This is a genomic window from Shinella zoogloeoides, from assembly GCF_020883495.1.
GTDB classification, from domain to species: domain Bacteria; phylum Pseudomonadota; class Alphaproteobacteria; order Rhizobiales; family Rhizobiaceae; genus Shinella; species Shinella zoogloeoides.
The window spans coordinates 512,712-532,131 of sequence record NZ_CP086610.1; the positions used below are offsets into that span (position 1 = coordinate 512,712).

General features: G+C 62.8%; 21 protein-coding genes. 18 read left to right on the plus strand and 3 right to left on the minus strand.

The features are described from left to right. Window positions 1-111 precede the first annotated feature (111 nt). From K8M09_RS02535 to K8M09_RS02545, 3 genes are all read left to right on the plus strand, one after another. Window positions 112-4,434, plus strand: coding sequence for a strawberry notch-like NTP hydrolase domain-containing protein (locus tag K8M09_RS02535; RefSeq protein ID WP_160787808.1), 4,323 nt, complete (start codon window positions 112-114; stop codon window positions 4,432-4,434). Continuing rightward, entirely contained in the window at window positions 4,434-5,471 is a 1,038-nt protein-coding gene (locus K8M09_RS02540; RefSeq protein ID WP_112830900.1) for a DUF7146 domain-containing protein, read from the plus strand. The genes K8M09_RS02535 and K8M09_RS02540 overlap by 1 nt, the downstream gene beginning before the upstream one ends. 306 nt (window positions 5,472-5,777) lie before the next feature. Then, window positions 5,778-6,704, plus strand: coding sequence for a DUF2493 domain-containing protein (locus K8M09_RS02545; protein ID WP_024707710.1), 927 nt, complete (start codon window positions 5,778-5,780; stop codon window positions 6,702-6,704). Between the two features lie 32 nt (window positions 6,705-6,736). Here the strand turns inward: K8M09_RS02545 and K8M09_RS02550 are convergent, their stop codons facing one another. After that, entirely contained in the window at window positions 6,737-7,237 is a 501-nt protein-coding gene (locus K8M09_RS02550) for a hypothetical protein (RefSeq protein ID WP_015740143.1), read from the minus strand. Between the two features lie 232 nt (window positions 7,238-7,469). On the opposite strand from K8M09_RS02550, the gene K8M09_RS02555 reads away from it, so the two are divergent. Both K8M09_RS02555 and K8M09_RS02560 read left to right on the plus strand, forming a co-directional pair. After that, entirely contained in the window at window positions 7,470-7,910 is a 441-nt protein-coding gene (locus tag K8M09_RS02555) for a hypothetical protein (protein ID WP_112830899.1), read from the plus strand. 568 nt (window positions 7,911-8,478) lie between these two features. Further along, window positions 8,479-8,805: a DUF736 domain-containing protein gene (locus tag K8M09_RS02560; RefSeq protein WP_094540691.1), complete on the plus strand. Its 327-nt coding sequence runs from the start codon at window positions 8,479-8,481 to the stop codon at window positions 8,803-8,805. 94 nt (window positions 8,806-8,899) lie between these two features. Here K8M09_RS02560 and K8M09_RS02565 read toward each other — a convergent pair whose 3' ends face one another. Both K8M09_RS02565 and K8M09_RS02570 read right to left on the minus strand, forming a co-directional pair. Continuing rightward, window positions 8,900-10,141, minus strand: a complete 1,242-nt coding sequence (locus K8M09_RS02565) for a type II toxin-antitoxin system HipA family toxin (protein WP_112830898.1) — start codon at window positions 10,139-10,141, stop codon at window positions 8,900-8,902. After that, window positions 10,119-10,439, minus strand: coding sequence for a helix-turn-helix domain-containing protein (locus tag K8M09_RS02570; RefSeq protein ID WP_160787809.1), 321 nt, complete (start codon window positions 10,437-10,439; stop codon window positions 10,119-10,121). Before K8M09_RS02570 ends, K8M09_RS02565 begins: the two co-directional genes overlap by 23 nt. A gap of 319 nt (window positions 10,440-10,758) precedes the next feature. Between K8M09_RS02570 and K8M09_RS02575 the strand changes: the two genes are divergently transcribed. From K8M09_RS02575 to K8M09_RS02635, 13 genes are all read left to right on the plus strand, one after another. Further along, on the plus strand, window positions 10,759-11,025 hold the full coding sequence (locus K8M09_RS02575; RefSeq protein WP_020818551.1) for a helix-turn-helix domain-containing protein: 267 nt from the start codon (window positions 10,759-10,761) through the stop codon (window positions 11,023-11,025). 60 nt (window positions 11,026-11,085) lie between these two features. Next, window positions 11,086-11,361: a DNA -binding domain-containing protein gene (locus K8M09_RS02580; RefSeq protein WP_112830896.1), complete on the plus strand. Its 276-nt coding sequence runs from the start codon at window positions 11,086-11,088 to the stop codon at window positions 11,359-11,361. A 128-nt stretch (window positions 11,362-11,489) separates the two neighbouring features. After that, a complete protein-coding gene (locus K8M09_RS02585) occupies window positions 11,490-11,822 on the plus strand; it encodes a transcriptional regulator domain-containing protein (RefSeq protein ID WP_229342101.1) in 333 nt (110 codons plus the stop codon). Further along, window positions 11,758-12,255, plus strand: coding sequence for a DUF2285 domain-containing protein (locus tag K8M09_RS02590; RefSeq protein ID WP_229342103.1), 498 nt, complete (start codon window positions 11,758-11,760; stop codon window positions 12,253-12,255). The genes K8M09_RS02585 and K8M09_RS02590 overlap by 65 nt, the downstream gene beginning before the upstream one ends. A gap of 136 nt (window positions 12,256-12,391) precedes the next feature. Continuing rightward, window positions 12,392-12,673 carry a helix-turn-helix transcriptional regulator gene (locus tag K8M09_RS02595; protein ID WP_010336149.1) on the plus strand — a complete coding sequence of 94 codons (282 nt, stop codon included), beginning with the start codon at window positions 12,392-12,394 and terminating at the stop codon, window positions 12,671-12,673. A gap of 19 nt (window positions 12,674-12,692) precedes the next feature. After that, window positions 12,693-13,838, plus strand: a complete 1,146-nt coding sequence (locus tag K8M09_RS02600) for a replication initiator protein A (protein WP_160787810.1) — start codon at window positions 12,693-12,695, stop codon at window positions 13,836-13,838. After that, the gene (gene parA, locus K8M09_RS02605) at window positions 13,835-14,488 is read left to right on the plus strand and encodes a ParA family partition ATPase (protein WP_160787811.1); all 654 of its coding nucleotides are present in this window, start codon (window positions 13,835-13,837) and stop codon (window positions 14,486-14,488) included. Before K8M09_RS02600 ends, parA begins: the two co-directional genes overlap by 4 nt. Then, a complete protein-coding gene (locus K8M09_RS02610; protein ID WP_024708785.1) occupies window positions 14,485-14,739 on the plus strand; it encodes a hypothetical protein in 255 nt (84 codons plus the stop codon). Before parA ends, K8M09_RS02610 begins: the two co-directional genes overlap by 4 nt. Next, window positions 14,736-15,254, plus strand: coding sequence for a DUF2840 domain-containing protein (locus K8M09_RS02615; protein ID WP_160787812.1), 519 nt, complete (start codon window positions 14,736-14,738; stop codon window positions 15,252-15,254). Before K8M09_RS02610 ends, K8M09_RS02615 begins: the two co-directional genes overlap by 4 nt. Then, the gene (locus K8M09_RS02620) at window positions 15,251-15,796 is read left to right on the plus strand and encodes a S26 family signal peptidase (RefSeq protein WP_035746360.1); all 546 of its coding nucleotides are present in this window, start codon (window positions 15,251-15,253) and stop codon (window positions 15,794-15,796) included. The genes K8M09_RS02615 and K8M09_RS02620 overlap by 4 nt, the downstream gene beginning before the upstream one ends. 35 nt (window positions 15,797-15,831) lie before the next feature. Beyond that, window positions 15,832-16,167 carry a DUF736 domain-containing protein gene (locus tag K8M09_RS02625; RefSeq protein WP_112830889.1) on the plus strand — a complete coding sequence of 112 codons (336 nt, stop codon included), beginning with the start codon at window positions 15,832-15,834 and terminating at the stop codon, window positions 16,165-16,167. A gap of 4 nt (window positions 16,168-16,171) precedes the next feature. Further along, on the plus strand, window positions 16,172-16,882 hold the full coding sequence (locus K8M09_RS02630; RefSeq protein WP_112830888.1) for a lytic transglycosylase domain-containing protein: 711 nt from the start codon (window positions 16,172-16,174) through the stop codon (window positions 16,880-16,882). Between the two features lie 1,252 nt (window positions 16,883-18,134). Continuing rightward, window positions 18,135-19,256 carry a DUF3363 domain-containing protein gene (locus tag K8M09_RS02635; protein ID WP_229342295.1) on the plus strand — a complete coding sequence of 374 codons (1,122 nt, stop codon included), beginning with the start codon at window positions 18,135-18,137 and terminating at the stop codon, window positions 19,254-19,256. Window positions 19,257-19,420 lie beyond the last annotated feature (164 nt).

The window sequence follows — 19,420 nt, forward strand, 5'->3', positions numbered from 1 at the left end:
TTTTTATGCTGCGCTTTGAGAGTCAGAGGCGGGCCGGAAGGGGTTAAGTCCGGGCGGTCGAGAGAGAGCGCTGTTCGGGCCTGTCCTTTCCGCTCTCCTGAGGTTCCAGGCATGAACATGGTGTTCCCCGTGACCGACCCGGTCACACCAATGGCGGCTGCGCCCGCCATTCTGGCTGCGGCCAATCTTTTACTCCCCCATCTCGAACGCGGGCAGCGCGTCGATGCTGCCATCCTGCGCGGTGTGATGGAAACGGCCTTCGGCGCATCTGACGCTACCGGCGTCTGGGACTGGAAGCTCGCTTATGAGGCGTGCGAAGTCGCTGCCGTTCTCTTCCTGCGCAAATACGGAAAGGCGCTTTTCCGTAAAGCCGCGTCTCCGGCTTCACGGATTTCTGTGCTGGCAAAGGTCGCGGGGCTGCTGCCCACGCAGACCCGACGTTCCGAGGAAAGCCAGAACTTCCAGCAATTTTCGACGCCGATCCCGCTCGGCCTTGCCGCTCTGACAGCCGCCGCGATCACACCCGATGATCGCGTGCTGGAACCATCGGCGGGCACCGGCCTTCTGGCGATACTGGCGCAGACGATCGGCGGCTCGCTGATCCTCAATGAACTCGCCGAGACCCGCGCCGATCTGCTTGCCCAGCTCTTTCCGGCTTTTGCCGTCACCCAGTTCGACGCCGCCCAGATCGACGACCATTTGCCCCCAGATGCCGTCCCGTCCGCGGTGCTGATGAACCCGCCCTTCTCGGTTATGGCCAATGTCAGCGGGCGTGTCGCCGATGCGGCCTACCGCCATGTTGTCTCGGCGCTGGCCCGTCTTGCACCGGGCGGTCGGCTGGTGACGATCACCGGCGCAGGCTTTGGTCCCGAGGCCCCGGCATGGCGGGACGCTTTCATCCGCTTGCAGGCGCGTGGCCGTGTGGTGTTCAGCGCCGCCATTGATGGTGCGGTCTATGCCAAGCACGGCACCACGATCGACACACGGCTGACCGTGATCGACAAACTGCCCGCCGACGATCCCGCCAGTTTGCCGGCTTCGCCGGGGATCGCGCCTGATGTTGCCACGCTGATCGGATGGATCGAGGAACAGGTTCCGCCGCGCCTGCCAGTGTCATTGCCGAAGATCGTGGTTTCCGCTTGGGCCACCGCGCCGAAGACCGTGCGGGGCTATCTCGCTCGCTCGGCGGCTACGCGATCTGTCGCTGCTTCGCCCAATGATCCTGATGGCGTCGAACTCGCCTATGAGACCGTGGACTGGACGCCACCGGAAGGCGCTCGCCTGTCCGACGCGATCTATGAGGAATATGCGCTGCAATCGCTGCGTATCGCTGGTGCACAGCCGCATCCGACCAAGCTGGTGCAATCCGCCGCCATGGCCTCGGTCGCACCGCCCAAGCCTTCCTACCGGCCCATGCTGCCGCCCGACATCTGCGCGCGTCTGTCGGACGCCCAGCTTGAAACGGTGATCTATGCCGGTGAAGCCCACGCCGATCATCTCGCCGGCGCCTGGACCGTGGACGAGCATTTCGACAATGTGAGCGCCGCGCCCGAGGATGCTGCCGGATCGATCCGCTTTCGCCGGGGCTTCATGCTCGGTGATGGAACCGGCGCTGGCAAGGGTCGCCAGTCCGCCGCCATCATTCTCGACAACTGGCTTCGCGGTCGGCGCAAAGCGATCTGGATCTCCAAATCCGACAAGCTGATCGAGGACGCGCAACGCGACTGGTCGGCGCTCGGCATGGAACGGCTGCTGGTCACGCCTCTGTCACGCTTCCCTCAAGGCAAGCCGATCACGCTGTCGGAAGGCATCCTTTTTACCACCTATGCCACGCTACGCTCCGACGACCGCGGCGAGAAGGTTTCCCGCGTCAAGCAGATCGTCGAATGGTTAGGGTCCGATTTCGATGGAGCCATTATCTTCGACGAGAGCCATTCCATGCAGAATGCCGGTGGCGGAAAAGGTGAACGCGGTGATGTCGCCGCCTCGCAGCAGGGACGTGCGGGCCTGCGGCTTCAGCACGCGCTGCCCGACGCCCGCGTCGTCTATGTCTCGGCGACTGGCGCCACCACCGTCCACAATCTCGCCTATGCTCAGCGCCTCGGCCTCTGGGGCGGTGAGGACTTTCCGTTCCAGACGCGCGCCGAGTTCGTCGAGGCGATCGAATCCGGTGGCGTTGCGGCCATGGAGGTCCTGGCCCGCGACCTGCGATCTCTCGGCCTCTATACCGCCCGCTCACTCTCCTATGATGGCGTCGAATATGAACTGATCGAGCATCAGCTCACGGACGAACAGCGGCACATCTACGACTCATATGCTGCCGCCTTCGCTGTCATTCATGGGAACCTGGACGCGGCGATGGAAGCCGCCAACATCACCGGCAGCGAGGGGACGCTGAACCGGCAGGCCAAATCCGCCGCCCGTTCGGCCTTTGAAAGCACCAAGCAGCGCTTCTTTGGCCATCTGCTGACCTCCACGAAAACCCCGACCCTGATCCGGTCTATCGAGGCCGATCTGGAGGCGGGCCATGCCGCCGTCATCCAGATCGTCTCGACCGGCGAAGCCCTGATGGAACGGCGGCTATCCGAGATCCCCACCGAGGAATGGAACGATATTTCCGTCGATGTCACGCCGAGGGAGTATGTCGGCTCGTATTTGCAGCATTCCTTCCCGGTCCAGCTCTACGAGCCGTTCACCGACGGTGAGGGGAACCTCTCGTCACGGCCCGTCTTCCGCGATGGTCAGCCGGTGGAATGCCGCGAAGCCGTGGCGCGGCGCAACGAGATGCTGGAGCAGCTGGGGTCGCTTCCGCCTGTCCCCGGTGCGCTCGACCAGATCGTGCAGCGTTTCGGTACGGATATGGTGGCCGAGGTCACAGGCCGTTCGCGCCGGATCGTGCGCAAGGGTGACGGGGCATCGGCACGTCTTGCGGTCGAGAACCGTGCGCCTTCTGCCAACCTTGCCGAGACGTCAGCCTTCATGGATGACCAGAAGCGCATCCTCGTCTTCTCTGATGCTGGTGGCACGGGGCGCAGCTATCACGCCGAACTCTCGGCGAAAAACCAGCGGCTGCGCGTGCATTACCTGCTGGAACCGGGCTGGAAGGCCGATGCCGCCATTCAGGGGCTCGGGCGCACCAACCGCACCAATCAGGCGCAGCCGCCGCTGTTCCGACCCATCGCCACGGATGTCAAAGCCGAGAAGCGCTTCCTTTCGACCATCGCCCGCCGCCTCGACACGCTGGGCGCGATCACACGCGGCCAGCGTCAGACCGGCGGTCAGGGGCTGTTCCGTCCCGAGGATAATCTGGAATCCGCCTATGCCCGCGATGCGCTGCGCCAGCTCTATCTGCTGATCGTGCGCGGCAAGGTCGAGGGCTGCTCGTTGGAGCGGTTTGAAGCCGCCACCGGCCTGAAGCTGATGGATTCGACCGGCATCAAGGACGACCTGCCGCCGATCACCACCTTCCTCAACCGCCTGCTGGCGCTGACCATCGAGTTGCAGGGCATCCTGTTCTCGGCCTTCGAGCAGCTTCTGCAGGCGCGGATCGACGGGGCAATTGCATCCGGGACCTATGACATGGGGTTGGAAACGCTGAAGGCGGAGAGCTTCATCGTCACCGACCGGCAGGTGATCCACACCCATCCGGGCACAGGGGCGGAAACCCGGCTCCTGACGCTCACCGAGCGCAGGCGCAATCAACCGGTTTCGCTCGATGCCGCGCTGGCGGAACTGGATGATCCCCGCGCAAGATTGCTCATCAACGAGCGATCCGGTCGCGCCGCCGTGCAGATCCCGACCACCAGCATCATGCTGGATGATGGCGAGATCGAACGGCGCGTGCGGCTGATCCGGCCGATGGAGGCGATGAACATTCCTGTGCGGGCGATGGGTGACACCCACTGGATCGAGGCCGACCGTTCCGCCTTCAACGCAGCCTGGAAGACAGAACTGGCCGAGGTGCCGGAGTTCACCGACAGTACCCTGCATATAGTGACAGGGCTGCTTCTGCCGATCTGGAAACGCCTGCCGCAGGAGTCTTCCCGTGTCTATCGGCTCCAGACCGACGAGGGCGAACGCATCATCGGTCGCCGGGTATCGCCGGCCTGGGCCGCCAATGCTTCGACCAGTGGCGTCACCAACAGCCTGACACCGGATGCCGCCTATGCTGCGCTGATCGAAGGTCGCACGATCCTCGACCTTGCCGAGGGGCTGCAACTGCGCCGCGTCCGCGTCATGGGCGCCAACCGGATCGAACTGACCTGCTTTACCGATGCAATGCGTGATCGGCTGCGGGCCTATGGTCTCTTCAGTGAGATCATCTCGTGGAAACTGCGCTTCTTCGTACCCGTCGATGCAACGGGGCCGGAGATCATCGGCAAACTGCTTGACCGCTTCCCGGCCCTGCGCATCGGTGAGCGGGAGGCCGCATAATGTCGCGTCTCAACGCTTCCGAACTGGCGCACCGTCTCGGCCGACAGGCCGAGGCGGTGTGCCGCCACTATCTCTCCAATGGCCGCAAACAGGGCAATTACTGGCAGGTTGGCGATGTCCGAAACACGGCTGGCCGCTCGATGTTCGTCCGGTTGCACGACAGCGTGAAAGGCATTGCCGGCAAATGGCAGGACTCGGCCACGGGTGAATATGGCGATCTGCTGGATGTGATCCGGGATTCGCTCGGTCTCATCGACTTCGCAGATGTTGCCGAAGAAGCCCGGCACTTCCTCAGCCTGCCGCATCCTGAACTGCAGCCGTCATCCCGTCCGTCCCGAACGCCTGCACCATCGGGATCATCCGAGGCGGCACGTCGCCTCTGGCGCATGACACAGCCGCTGATCGGCAGCATCGCAGAAGCGTATTTACGCGGACGCGGCATTACGGATTTACGCCAAACCGCAAATCTGCGCTTCCATCCCAACTGCTACTGGCGCCCCGAGGACGATGGCCCGACGCAAACCTGGCCCGCCATGATCGCCGCCGTTACCGACCTCGATGGCAGGATCACCGGCGCACACCGCACATGGCTGGCCTCGGACGGCTCCGGCAAAGCACCTGTCGATCCGCCGAGGAAGGCAATGGGCGACCTGCTCGGACACGCGGTTCGTTTCGGGGATGCGAAGGATGCCATGGCAGCGGGGGAAGGTATCGAAACCATCCTGTCGCTGCGTCAGGCTTTGCCCACCATGCCGATGGTTTCCGCGCTCTCGGCCGGACATCTCGCTGCCATCCTGTTTCCGCCGCAACTGCGCACGCTCTATATCGTCCGCGACAACGATCCGGCAGGTGACAGCGCACGCGATAGCCTGGTGAACCGGGCGCACGAGGCCGGGATCAAGGCTATCACGCTCTCGCCCATGATGGGGGACTTCAACGAAGATCTCGCAACTCACGGGCTGGATGCCGTTCGGGCAGAGATCCGGGTGCAAATCGCTCCCGAGGACGTCAGCCGTTTCACGGCTTCAAGTGCATAGCCGGTACGGATCCGTGATCGGGGCGTTCCGATCCTGTCATGCGCATAGGCTGCATCCTGTCATCAGCAGAGGACCGCGCCTTGGCCTTCCGAGAGGGCGATCGGCCCACAAACGCTCCGGTCAGGCAATGGCGGCGCCCGACTGATTTCCGTCGGCGGCGGAGCCGCCTTTACAGCGCGAAACAAATCAGCCGGGCTTTGCCATCAAGGCACTCGCCAGAGGCTCGCGCTGCCAGACCGGAGCGCCCGTGCGCTTTCGTCGCCATGAAGGCCGCGACGGTCGCGGTCCAACTGACGGAAGCATCCCATGTACGCGCACGACGATTTCGAACCCGATCACAGCACGTCCCCGACCGGCCATGCCATCGAGGAACTCGAACTCTACGGCTACCGCCCCTCCGAAGACGAGGCCGATCCCCGGATCACACCCGAAGATCACGTCATCCAGGGCGCAGTCTCCGACATCTTCGACGCCCTGATTTCCACCATGGCCGACACCAGCCTCGATTTCGACCTCGACGAAATCCTCTGGTCCACCGTCAACACCTTCCACCGCGCTGTCGAGCGGATCGAGCACAAACTCGACGATAACGAGCAGGCGCAGAAACGCCTTCAACGCGAACAGGACGGCAGCGAGGTTAAATCCGTCCAGCTCGAAACCCTGATCGGTGCAGGCCAAAGCCTGATCGAACGCCGCGACAGCATGGAGACCTTCCGTGAAACCGCCGCCGACATCTATCTGCGCACTACCGGCACGCCCTGGTCGCAACGCTCCGGCTCACGGGTCAACCATCGCCAGATGACCTCGGCCATGATCGACAGCCGCGACTTCATCGCCGCAAAGCGCCGTGCCGACAACGAGGTGCTGCTGCCCGCAGGACCGAAGATCGCCTTCTCGGGTGGCGACACCACCGATCACCGGACGATCTGGGCCAAGCTCGATCAGGTCCACGCCAAGCACCCGGACATGGTGCTGATGCACGGCGGATCGCCCAAGGGCGCGGAACGCATCGCGGCCACCTGGGCCAATAACCGCAAGGTCGCACAGGTCGCCTTCAAACCCGACTGGGCAAAACATGCCAAGGCAGCACCGTTCAAGCGCAACGACCAGATGCTCGGCATCATGCCGATCGGGGTCATCATCTTCCCCGGCACGGGTATTCAGGACAACCTGGCCGACAAGGCTCGCAAGATGGGCATCCCAGTTTATCGCTTCGGGACCGGCAGCGCGTGAGCGCTGCCGGTTCGGCATAACGCCATTGCGCACTACTGCAAGAGCGCCAGGTCCTCCCAGCGAATCCGGAGATAACGGCCTGAGCGCTTTGGCAATTGCTTGCGGCTGACCATTCGCCCGGAGACCTGGAACTCCGCATTTATTTTGACCACGAGCAACTTGTTGAAATGCCTCGATGTATCCACCATCACCACGTCCTTGGTCTTGAAAGGTGTGATGGTTTTGATTTCGACATGATCGTTTTCGAGCCTGCCGTCCGAACCCTGCGCGTAGGTCTTGTTCAACTTGATGCCGTAGGTGATGGCCCCGAACAATTCGCCGATGTCGCCATACACGGACAAATGCAGGCCAGTCTCCAGATGGTAGCTCTCAGCGAGTGAGATCAGGTCCTCAAAATATGGGATCATTGATCGGATGGCGTTTGGATACTTCGCTCCCCACTCCTTGTGACGAAGCTGCTCATCGATGTCTGACCAGCTTACCCATTCGCCATCGTCGTAAAATGCTCGATCTGACCAATCGATTTCTGCCATAGACTTTAACCCGCAGCCTTCCACCACCCAACAATATAACCACCGTAGAGGTAGAGCCGATACTGGTCTACCAGACGCATCAGCTTTCTTGTTCAAGCGGCAAGTTTACAGAGAGGCTTGACCTTACAAACTATCTCATCTCGCCCGGTGAGAGGAATGCTGCTATTCTGTGGCTGCGCCGTGGTGGTGGTGGAAGGCGCAACCGTCCAACCTTTTGCACGGAGACACCACCATGATCGTTCTCGGAATCCTCGTTTCCATCGCAGCCATCGGCACCATGTGCTGGCTGCTGTTCAATCTCGCCGTATTCGCTTTGCCATTCTTTATTGGCCTGAATGCAGGCGCCTTGGCCTATGATACTGGGGCTGGTTGGCTCGGCGGCATCGTCGTTGGTCTTCTCGCCGCCGGTCTAACGCTGGCTGTTGGGCAGGGCCTGCTCATGCTGATCCGCCCGATGTGGGCGCGTCTGCTGATTGCTCTGGCCTTCGTCGCTCCGGCGGGAATGGCCGGATTTTACGCCACGCTCGGTATTGTCAAGCACATGATGCCCTCGGAGATATGGCAACTCATCTTCTCGGTGATCGGAGCGGTTGCGGTGGGCGTGACGGCGTTCCTGCGCGTTACGGGCATGGCGGCAACCGACCACGCGGACGGCGGCTTTGCACGAACCTGAATCGCAATGATCCGTTGATGGCGACCAGACGCGGATGCTGATCGTTTTCCGTCTTCGTCAGGAAAATGGTGACAGACAGCGGCCAATCACCGGATCAACCTAGGGCACAGACGCGGCCCATAGGAGCGCAGGACGGTCGGCACCAGCGCGTGCAGACTGACGGGAACCCGCGGGTGGTGGCATGCCGGTGGAACAGGCCGGAAGCAGAGATGCGCATGATCTGAGACGCATGGTGACAGGAAAGGCCGGTGTTGCCGGTCAGGTCATCCTGATGGAGCCTCAAGGTTGCCACATCTCCGTTCAGCCCCCGTGTCTCGACCGCTCCAAACGGCCTCTTCAATGGCCTGATCTGGCCGAAGACCAGCGCGATGCGCTTCGACCGCCCTAGCGCAACAGCGTCGTCACAACTTTCTTCCCCTGCCGGCAAAGCCGACATTCCGCGCGGAACAAGAAAGTTTCTCCTGTGCTGTCCAGCCCCTTTGGGGTGCGCCAGCGTTCGTCTCCGGCCGGACGATCGCCATAGAGGCCGCAATGGTGCGGGCTCGGAAACGGAAATCGGAGACTTAAAATGGCAACCATCGGCACCTTCAAGAAGACCGGCTCGAACGAATTCACCGGCGAAATCGTCACCCTCAGCGTCCAGGCCAAGGGCGTGCGCATCGTCCCCGACCTGCGCGCCACCGGCGAGAACGCCCCCAGCCACCGCGTTCTGGTCGGCCGCGCCGAAATCGGCGCCGCCTGGTCCAAGCGCTCCAACGAGGGCCGCGACTATCTGGGCCTCAAGCTGGACGATCCGAGCTTCAACGCTCCGATCTACGCCAACCTCTTCGATGACGAAGAAGGCGACAGCTTTTCCCTCATCTGGTCCCGCCCCAACGGTCGCCGCGGCGACTGAGGCGCGGAACAAAGGCTCCGACCGCAAGGTCGGGGCCTTTCCCGTGCCTGCGGGAAAGCCGTCAGGCCCGGTGACCTGTCCGGGCTGGAACTGCTCAGCCGGTCAGGATCGGGATCATGGTTTTTACATGGGCGTCGATCCGTACCAGCACGGCCGGGGGGACCACTTCGCGCTCCGGCAGTGTCCACCATCGCGCATCGATCCGCCGCACCGTTTCGGCGACGGTCTTGAGGACAGCGGGCTCAGGAAGCCTTGCCCGGCTGGCAAACGTCTTCCAGCGGGCCGGGGCCAAGCCCTTGAAGGCCCGCTCGCCGCCCAGAGACAGCGCCAGCCCATCTGCCGGAATATAGGGCACGGTCGAAAGCATGTCGTAGATCGGTGCAAGAACGGGCGTGTCGCCGTCGCCCGGATAGATCAGCGACCAGTTCTTGAGGTGCATGTCGCCATTGCCCATGACCACCGAGAAGGTCAGCCGCCGGACAAACTCCAGCGCGGCGAACGGCGAGATCGCAACATTCAGCACAGAGGCGATATCGTGGGAGGCGGCGCCATCATATTTGCGCGCCGGGTACAGGCCGAAAACCTGCGCAAAATCCTCGATATGGATGCGCTGCCCGTCTGCCCCGCGATCAAAACGCCGCACGAGCAGGACCAGCCCCTCGGCAAGTGTTTCAAACTCTTTGGGAATGCCCTCGAACTGGTCTCGGCTGACCAGTTCCCGCTCAGGCACGTCCATGCCGATGGCTTCGGCAAGCGCGAGGTTCGCGAACTCGTTTTCCGACACGCCCGGAAAGGCGGTCGAGGGGAATTTCGCAATATACTGGCCCTCGTCATCCCCAAGCGGCAAGGTCAGTCCACCGCCCTTGCCCGTGTTCTTCATCACCGAGAGCTTCATCTGCACGCCTGCCAGCGAGAAGCGGGCCTTGGGCTGCCCTTGGGATGGCACCGCCCCGATGCCGGGTTGACCGTCACTGGGCAGCACCCGAACGGCACCCGGCAGATCCGCGCCCAGAGCTGCCAGGAGATCGAAATCATTCCCCGGCCGCACATTGGTCGCATGATGCTTTTCCATCGCCTCACGCAGCCGGTCTTCGGGCAGCAGGTTGGCAAAGAAGGGCGGCAGGCTGCCTGCGACAGGTCGCGGATCCTTGCGCAAGCCCCCTGATGCCGCGCGCAGCGACAGGCTCAGAACCGGAATGCCGCCGGTCGCGCGATAGGCCGGATCAAGGCTGAAGGCGTTGAAGTCACCCGGCGTCCTGACGATCGTGCCAACCTTCGCACTGTTCAGGAACACGTCCAGCGAGGTGATGATTTCAGCGGTTCGGGCGGCTGTCATCGTCGCTCTCCGGTTGCGGGCTGAAGGCCGGATGATCGTCCTCGGCATCGGGGCGCAAAAGCGCTTCGATGGCGGGCACCATTGCCTGCGGGACCAGCATCATTTCCAGTCCAAGCGCCCTGGCGATGTTGATCAATGTCGTGGTGCGCGCAGCTGCCGCCCCCGTCTCGATGTCGCGGTAGCGCGGGCGCGAAATGCCGGCAAGATCGGCCACCTGCTCCTGGGTCAGCCCCGCTGCAAGACGTGCGCGGCGAAAATGGTCGCCGATCAGCCCCAGTGTTTCTGCTTCCGCCTTCATGTGATGCCTTTACGGATCATTCCTGCCTCATTGATCTGGATGGGTATCATATCCAGCGCAAAACGCAAAGAAAATGATCTCCAAGCATATCACGATCATTTCCCATGGAGCGTTTGGGGATCATCTTGCGCTGGTCGGCGTTACGGCCAGCACAAGTGCTGCAATTGCGGCATACGGGCGAATCAGTCGGGCTGCATGCTCAGCCGTGCAGATAACGCCCTGGCCAGATTCGACGATTTCGTATGGCGTATCGGACGAGGGCGACTAAAATAGCCGTAGTTCTGGAATGCGCGCCGGTCGCGATGGGAGGTGATCATGCATGATCACCGCTCGACAGTCGCGGGCCGCACGCGCGTTGCTGGGTTGGACGCAGGAGACGCTCGCTGACAAGGCCCGAATATCGCTGACTGCCCTGAAGCGCCTCGAGTCCGAGAACCGGCTCGAGGTGTATGAGACAACGCGGGATCAGGTGCGCCGGGCGCTTGAAGCAGCAGGGATTGTTCTCCTGTCCACGGATCGCGGGCAAGGAGTATTGCTGGTTCATGGCCAAGACGAGAAGAGACACCGACAGATCCATGACGCCTGACGGGCGCGGGCGGCATCATCAATCCGCTGCGGCGGCCTGCGCCCTGCGGCGGCCCTCGACATGACATTCGCAGTCGTACCCTTTGACGACATCGCGCCTGTCGCCGACGAGCTGACCGAATATGATCGCGCGCACGTCAAACTTTACATGCGGCTGCTTGATGCTGACGCCGATGGTGCGGAATGGACCGAAGCCGTCAACATTCTGTTCGGTATCGACCCCGCCCTGGAACCAGTGCGCGCCCGGCAGGTCCATGACAGCCATCTGGCCCGCGCGCGCTGGATGACACAGAGCGGCTATCGCCAGCTGCTCCGCCGTCCGACAGATCGGACCTGACCTCGGTGCCGTCGCACCAGTGATGCCCTTAGAGCATCACCCCATGTCTTTGTCCCGACTTCCATCTCGGTAGAGGCGCCGCAATTCTTTCACGCTCCACCTGTGCAGTTTCAACCAGGAGCGGAGCAATGAAGCCGGATACATCCCGATGGCGAGACCAGGAGCAGTATGAATTCTATGATGCGCTGCCCGTTGAGGGCGTCGCCTGGGAATGCCTGCGCCGTAACGCCTCCTATCAGGCCAGTTTCGATGATCTTGTAGCGCAAGGCGCCGGGCATCTTCCCTTTGCGGATGACGTCCAAAATCTCTGGGGGTTGCGATTTCCCGGCAGACCCCGGCTTTTCCGCGCTCGACCAACCGGTCATCTGGTCGCCTGTTGCCAATCCGGACATGCTGATGCTCGGGGCAGCGCCCGATTTTCTTCCGCCTTCTCCGTCCGCCTTATCGGTCGATCTTGCTGATGCCATCTGCGGACCAGAGGGGACATATGGTGTCTGTGACGCCAGAGACGGCGTTCAATATCTGATCCTCGCCGATACCGATGCCAATTCGCAGCCGGCGCTCATCCTGCCCCTTGACGAAAATCTGCCGGATCGGCTCGAAGCCATTCTCAGGCTCTGGCACATGCTGGCCGGGAGACCCGCGCGCCGCGACCCCAGGATGACGCCGTATCAGCGCCGGCGGTTTCGCCTGATGATGCAAGCTGCCGACGGAAACGCCAACCACGCGACCTATCGTGAGATTGCCATCGCCATTTACGGCGAGGCGCGCGTTCGCGCTGAGCCGTGGAAGACATCGGCTTTGCGCGCCTCTGTCATCGCCCTTGTCCGATCTGCCGCCGCGCTGATCGACGGCGGTTATCAGGACCTTTTGCGCCATCGTCGCAAACCCTGACACTGACGTCTGATCGAGGGTGAGGATTTTACCCCTTCGATCTTCCTCATCCCCCATGCCGCCGCGCCTTCGCCACCGTGCGCATGTCATGCCGTTGATCGTCAGCGGCATCCTGCACAACCACGGAGGCCACCCCATGCGACCTGATCTCGCCGCCTTGCCGCCACGCTACCTGCGCACCAAGGAAGCTGCCGATTTCCTCAGCCTGTCCGCGCGCACGCTGGAAAAGCACAGAACCTACGGAACCGGACCTGCCTATCACAAGCTCGGCGGTCGCGTTGTCTATTCGGTCGAGGATCTCGCAGCCTGGGTTGCGCGCGGATCAGTCACCTCCACGTCGGACCCACGCGGACAGGTTCTCCCGGCGAAACCTCTGCCCCCGACCGCGTTCACCTCGCCCAAGCGCATCACGCGCTGAACGTGGTTGTCACCCCCTGATGGCAGCGCAGCATCCATCCGCCTCGGAACGCGGACAACTCGATCTGTTTCGGACGCTTCCCGGTGAATTCGCTCCACGAGACGCGCAGGATCTCATGGCCTATCCTTTCTTTTCCCTTTCTAAATCGCACCGTATCCGCCCGATTGACTTTGCCCTGGGCAATGTCTCGATCCGTGTCGAAGCTGTTCCCGATCACGGCATGGCGACGATCTGGGATGCCGATATTCTGATCTGGGCGGCCAGTCAGATTGTTGAAGCGCGGGACGCCGGTCTGCGCACGTCGCGCCTGATGGCGGCAACGCCCTATGAAATCCTGACATTCACAGGGCGCGGAACCTCCCTGAGGGACTATCAGCGCCTGAAGGCGGCGCTGGACCGGCTGCAATCGACCACGGTTGCAACCTCGATCCGCCAGCGCGCGAATGGACGGCGACATCGCTTTTCGTGGATCAACGAATGGCACGAGCGGACCGATGCCAATGGCCGCCCGGACGGCATCGAGATGATCGTGCCCGACTGGTTCTACAGTGCGGTTCTGGATGACGCCCTGATCCTCACCATCGACCGGGCCTATTTCAATCTGACCGGCGGGTTGGATCGCTGGCTCTATCGCCTGGTGCGCAAGCATGGTGGGCGGCAGAAAAACGGTTGGCGGTTCGACTTCCGTCACCTGCACCAGAAATCGGGCAGTCTGTCGCCGTTCAAGCGCTTCGCCTTCGAGCTGCGCGACATTATCCGCCGCCAGCCACTGCCCGGCTACACCCTGTTCGCCGAGGTCGAAACCGGCGGCCGGATGCTGCTCGCTTTCGAGCCTGTCCCGGCCTGTGTAAAACCTGTGGATAGCCTCGTGCTATCGGGAACCCGGACTATCGTGCCATCAGGAACCGGAGGCTCGTGCTATCGGGAACCCAAACACCTCCTATCCTTCGGTAATAAAAGCGAAAATTGCGCCCTTAACTTAGAGTCTAACACAGAATCTAACTTTGAAGAGCGGCGGCGCGATGTGGAAAAGCTCATAGCGAAGGCTGGTGCGGCCCTCAGATCGGGTGCCCATAAAGGCAAGCTGACACCCCCAAAGCAGGGATCGCCCGCGTCAACAAGCACGCCTGAACTTCCTCTCGGCAAATCGAGAGGACGGCGATGATTGTTGCGCTCCTCAATCAGAAAGGCGGCGTGGGCAAGACGACGCTGGCGCTGCATCTCGCCGGAGCCTGGGCTGCGCAAGGCAAGCGGGTCATCCTGATCGATGCCGATCCGCAAGGCTCCGCGCTCGACTGGTCGCAGCAGCGCAGCCATGAAGGGCTGCCAAGGCTGTTCAGCGTCATCGGTCTGGCCCGCGATACGCTGCACCGGGAAGCGCCGGAGCTGGCGCGTGACGCCGATCATGTCGTTATTGATGGTCCGCCCCGTGTCGCTGGCCTGATGCGCTCTGCGCTGCTTGCAGCCGATCTGGTGCTGATCCCGGTGCAGCCATCTCCTTTCGACGGCTGGGCCTCCGCCGAGATGCTGGCGCTTCTGAACGAAGCCCGCATCTATCGCCCTGAACTGGCCTCCCGTTTTCTGCTGAACCGATGCGGTGCGCGCACCGTCATCGCCCGCGAAACGGCAGAGACACTGGCCGAACATGATCCGCCCTTGCTGGCCACGACGGTCGGCCAGCGTGTCGCCTTCGCCGAAGCCGCACAGACCGGACGGCTGGTCTTGGAGACAGATGGCGGCGAACGGGCCGCACAGGAGGTCACAGCGCTGGCGGCCGAGATCAATGGCCTCGGTGTCGGGAGGATCGTGCCATGACACGTCCGCCCGTCAAATCCGGCTTCGCATCGCGTCCGGGCAATCCCGATAGCTGGGTCAGAGCCGCCGATGCGCCGGCAACCGGCAAGACGGCTACGGAGGCGTTCACCGCCCGCCTGACCATCGACATCGCGCCCGAACTGCGCGGGCGCATCAAGGTTGCCGCTTTCCGCCGCGGTGTCACCGTCGCCGTGATGCTGCGCGAGCTGCTGGTCCGCGAGTTTCCACCCATCGAAGGAGATCAGTCATGACCGGCAAAACCATGCGCGCTGCTCATGAACATCCGCTGGCGGGCCGTCCAGCGCCTTTCAACACAATGGTCGAACTGACCTTCCAGAAGAAGAAGGTCGAGCGCTGGATCAGGTTCGGTCACAAGAGCTTTGAGCAGATCATCGACCGCCGCCGCAGTCTCGTCGGCTTCGCACCCGAAAGCATCTTCGCCTTCGTCCGCTGGGCCTCCAACGACTACGGCACCATCGTCTCGCGGCTCGACATCCTGCGCGCTGTCGGGCGTGGCGAGCCGTTCCAGACCGTGCCCTTCGTTCGCCCCGGCGGCGAGATCCTGCTGCGTATTGATGGCTGGCCAAAGGTGCAGCAAGCGCTGGCCGCCATCGACGCCGTGGACGCGCTTGGCGTCGATCCTGCGGATGCTGCGCCGGACCATTGGCGGCACGTCCACAACCGCATGATCGCCGGTCAGGACCCCAACCCCTACACGCCGGAACGCCATGCCGCATGGGTCAGCCGCCGGAGGATCGCACCATGAGCCGCCGTCATATCCTCGCCGTGTCCATGTTGGCCGTCGGTACGCTTGTCGCCACGGCCGTTGCCGATCCGCCAACCAGGCTTATCTGGAATGCGACCGCCAGCGCGCCCATCGGCTTCTACACAGTTGTTCCTGCCGATGTGGTCGAAGTTCCTGAACTTGTCGTCATCGCGCCGCCCGAACCGCTGGAGCGGTTCATGGTCGAGCGCGGCTATATCGGGCGGGACGTGCCGCTGCTGAAACGCGTCCTCGGCTTGCCGGGACAGCGCGTCTGCCGCAGCGGTGCGACCATTACCGTCGATAACGTCGAGATGGGCGATGCACTGGAGCGCGACCGGATGGGACGCGATCTGCCGGTCTGGCAGGGCTGCCGCATCATCCGCGACGGCGAACTCTTCCTCATGAATTGGGAAATCCGGGACAGCCTCGACGGCCGTTACTTCGGACCTGTTCCCGCCAGTTCCGTCATCGGCCGGGCGCTTCCGCTCTGGACCGATGAGGAAGGCGATGGCCGCTACGAATGGCGGGCGGTCACGCATTGAACCCACGCCAAACCCACCAACACAGGAGACATACCATGCCACAGATCGGTCAATTTGCGCGTGACGCATCCGGCTTCGCCGGTCAGCTCGTCACGCTCACCATGAAGCGCGATCTTGTTATCGTGCCCATTGAGCATTCCGATGCGGAGAATGCGCCGGACTATCGCGTCCATTACATTGAACATGACGGGCCGGAGGTCGGTGCAGCATGGAAACGCACCGGCGAAAAGGCTGGCGAATATCTCTCGGTGCTGCTCGACGATCCCGCCTTGCCGCAGCCGATCCGCGCCAATCTGTTCCGCGACGACGATGCAGGCTCGTCATGGTCGCTGCACTGGAGCCGCCCGCGGCCCCGCGAAGATCGGGACTGAGATCATGCGATCCCGCGCCCTTCTTCTCTTCACGGCCCTTCTGTTGGCTGGCAGCGGATTGACGCCTGCATTTGCGCAGGTCACGCCGCAACCCGCGCCTGTCACCGCGCATCCCCAAGCTGCTTTCATTGCCGAGGCGTCACAGCGCTTCGGCATTCCAGGGCACTGGATTCTGGCCGTGCTGCGTGTGGAAAGCGCGGGCGATGCGCGTGCTATCTCATCGGCGGGTGCAATGGGACTGATGCAGGTCATGCCAGATACTTGGGCGGGCCTGCGCAGCCGCCATGGTCTCGGGCGCGATCCTTACGATCCGCGCGACAACATCCTCGCAGGTACGGCGTATCTGCGGGAGATGTGGGACCGCTATGGCAATGTCGCGGCCATGCTTGCGGCCTACAATGCCGGTCCCGGTCGCTATGACGAGCATCTGGCGACGGGCCGCACTTTGCCCGCAGAAACACGCGCCTATGTCGCCACGCTCGCACCTGTTCTTGGGCTTGAGACTGCGCCTGATGTGCCGACGATCATGCCGCCACCGCTGCCGGATTGGCGCGAAGCTCCGCTCTTTGTCGCGCAATCCAGCGGCAATTCGGCGGCGGCCAATCAGCCGTCGAACGACGTCCGCGCAACCGTTCCTGTGCGCGATTCTGTCGATCAGGAGCCGCAGGACGGCGGCATATTCGTGGCCCGTGCGAGCAATGGAGACGAGCCATGAGCATGGCGTCTGCACGCTTCTTCGGTCCGCTTCCGGTGTGCAGTCAGGCAAGGGGTCGCCTGGCTGCATTCCCGGCAGGAAGGGCAAAAAGGGAAAGAAAGGCGGAGGGCAAGATAAAGGAAACCGGCACCCTGTCGGACCGGTTTCTGGGCAAGCCCTTGTCTGCACACTGTTTTGGATCGCGGCGCACGGCACCCTGCTTTTGGGTTTCGCGTGCCGCGATATGGCGCAAAGCCTTGGCTCTGCTGGGTTTTGACCGGCACTATAGCCGAATATCAGCCGTTTGCGTGCCTAAACGACATGGGATGCGCTCATGAGCGGCGACGACGAGAATCGCTTCCGTCCGAAGCCCGGTCGCATCAGGTCCGACGTGCCGAAGGCGGGCAAGGCGAAGAGTTTTCTGACGCAAGCCAAAAAGCTGGCGCGCCAGCATAGCAACAGCCCCGGACGATCATCGTCATCCGCATCGCGCTTCGCATCCGGTTCGGCCGGAAGGAGTGGGAAGGCGCCGCGCGCAGGCAAAGGGCCGGGCGTCAAGCGCGGCCGCGGTGCGGCCTTCGTTCGCGCCCGAAGCCTGTCGGGCGGCTGGCGTCACAGCGCGGCCGGAATGCGCCGGGTTGTCGTCAAAACCCGTTATGTCCAGAGCGCCGGGAAGAACGGCAAGGGAGCTGCCCATCTGCGTTATATCCAGCGTGACGGAACCTCCCGCGATGGCGAGCGCGGCCAGCTCTACTCGGCGACCGAGGACCGCGCCGAACCGCAAGCGTTTCTCGACCGCGGCAAGGATGATCGCCATCAGTTCCGCTTTATCGTTTCGCCCGAAGATGCGGCCGATCTTTCCGACCTCACGGAACACACACGCGATTTGATGAGCCGGATCGAGGCCGATCTTGGAACGAAGCTGGACTGGGTTGCGGTCAATCACCACAATACCGGCCATCCCCATGTCCATGTCATCGTTCGGGGCAAGGACGAGCTGGGCGAGAATCTGGTCATCAATGGCGACTATCTCGCCAATGGGATCCGGGAGCGGGCGAGCGAGCTGACGACGCTGGAGCTCGGCCCCGTCACCGAAATCGAACAAAGCCGCAAGCTGTCTGCCGAAATCGACCAGGACCGCTTCACCCGCATCGACCGCGCCATGACCGAGGAGGCCGATGAACGGTTCCTCGATCTGCGCCATGAGCCCGACGACCCGCGCCGTCAGTTCAGCCGGACATTGCGGCTGCGCCGTCTCGCCAAACTGGAAAAGATGGGGCTGGCCACGCAGCACGCTCCCGGCGTCTGGGAGCTTGGCGCGAAGATGGAACCGGCGCTGCGTGAGCTCGGAGAGCGCGGCGACATCATCCGCACTATGCACAAGGCGCTGAAAGCCGATGGGCTGGAACGCGATCCCATGACCTTCCAGCTTCATGGTGCAGCGCCGTCGACACCCATCTCCGGCCGCGTCGTGGACAAATACCTCACCGACGAGATGGGTGAGAACCTGACCCTCGTGGTGGATGGGATCGATGGACGCACGCATCATCTTCCCGGCATCGATCCGGCCCGCGTCGAAGACGCCCGGATTGGCAGCATCGTCGAGATCGGCCCCGCCGATACAGCACAGCGCCCATCCGATCGCATCATCGCTGCGATCTCGGAGAATGGCATTTATCGCCCGAGCCGCCACCTCGAACAGGCGAAGTTCGAAGGGCGTGTGCCGGGTGGTGATTATGAGGGCTATATCGATGCCCATGTCCGTCGGCTGGAGGCGCTACGCCGCGGCGGGATCACTGAACGGATCAATGCCGACCAGTGGCTCATTCCTGAAGATTTTGAGAGCCGCGCCGCTGCCTATGACGCCGGGCGCAACCGCCAGGCCAGTGTCCGTGTCGTTTCTACCCTCGATCTGGAAAAGCAGATCGGCGCCGATGGCGCGACCTGGCTGGACCAGAAATTGGTCTCACCAGATGCTTTGGATCTCACTACGGCAGGGTTCGGGCAGCAGGTACGCGGGGCGATGGATCAGCGCCGCGAACATCATATCACACAGGGCGATGCGACACGGCAGCATGATGGACGTATCCTCTACCGGCGCAATCTGCTCGCCAATCTGCGGGACCGGGAGGTGGCGCGCGTTGGCACGGAAATGGCCGAGAGCAAGAGGCTCCTGTTCCGGTCCGCGAAGGACGGCGAGACCGTCAGCGGCAAATTTGCCGGAACCGTGCAACTCTCGAGCGGCAAGTTCGCCGTGGTCGAAAAGAGCCATGAGTTCACGCTTGTTCCGTGGCGACCGGTTATCGACCGCCAGCTCGGTCGCGAGGTGATAGGCGTCGTACAGGGCGGATCTGTATCCTGGCAGCTGGGACGGCAGCGCGGATTGGGGATCTGAGCCTTCGCTGGTCTGACGCCGTGTGAATTGTTCTGACGGCATCGGGAATTAGGGCTGCTCTTGAGCGAACCTGTCCGATGTGCCGCCGACGGTATCCGGCAGCCCTGCGGCCCGGCTTTTCCTGTTGCCACTCGCGAAAGCGCCTATTCTCTGATCGGCTCCAA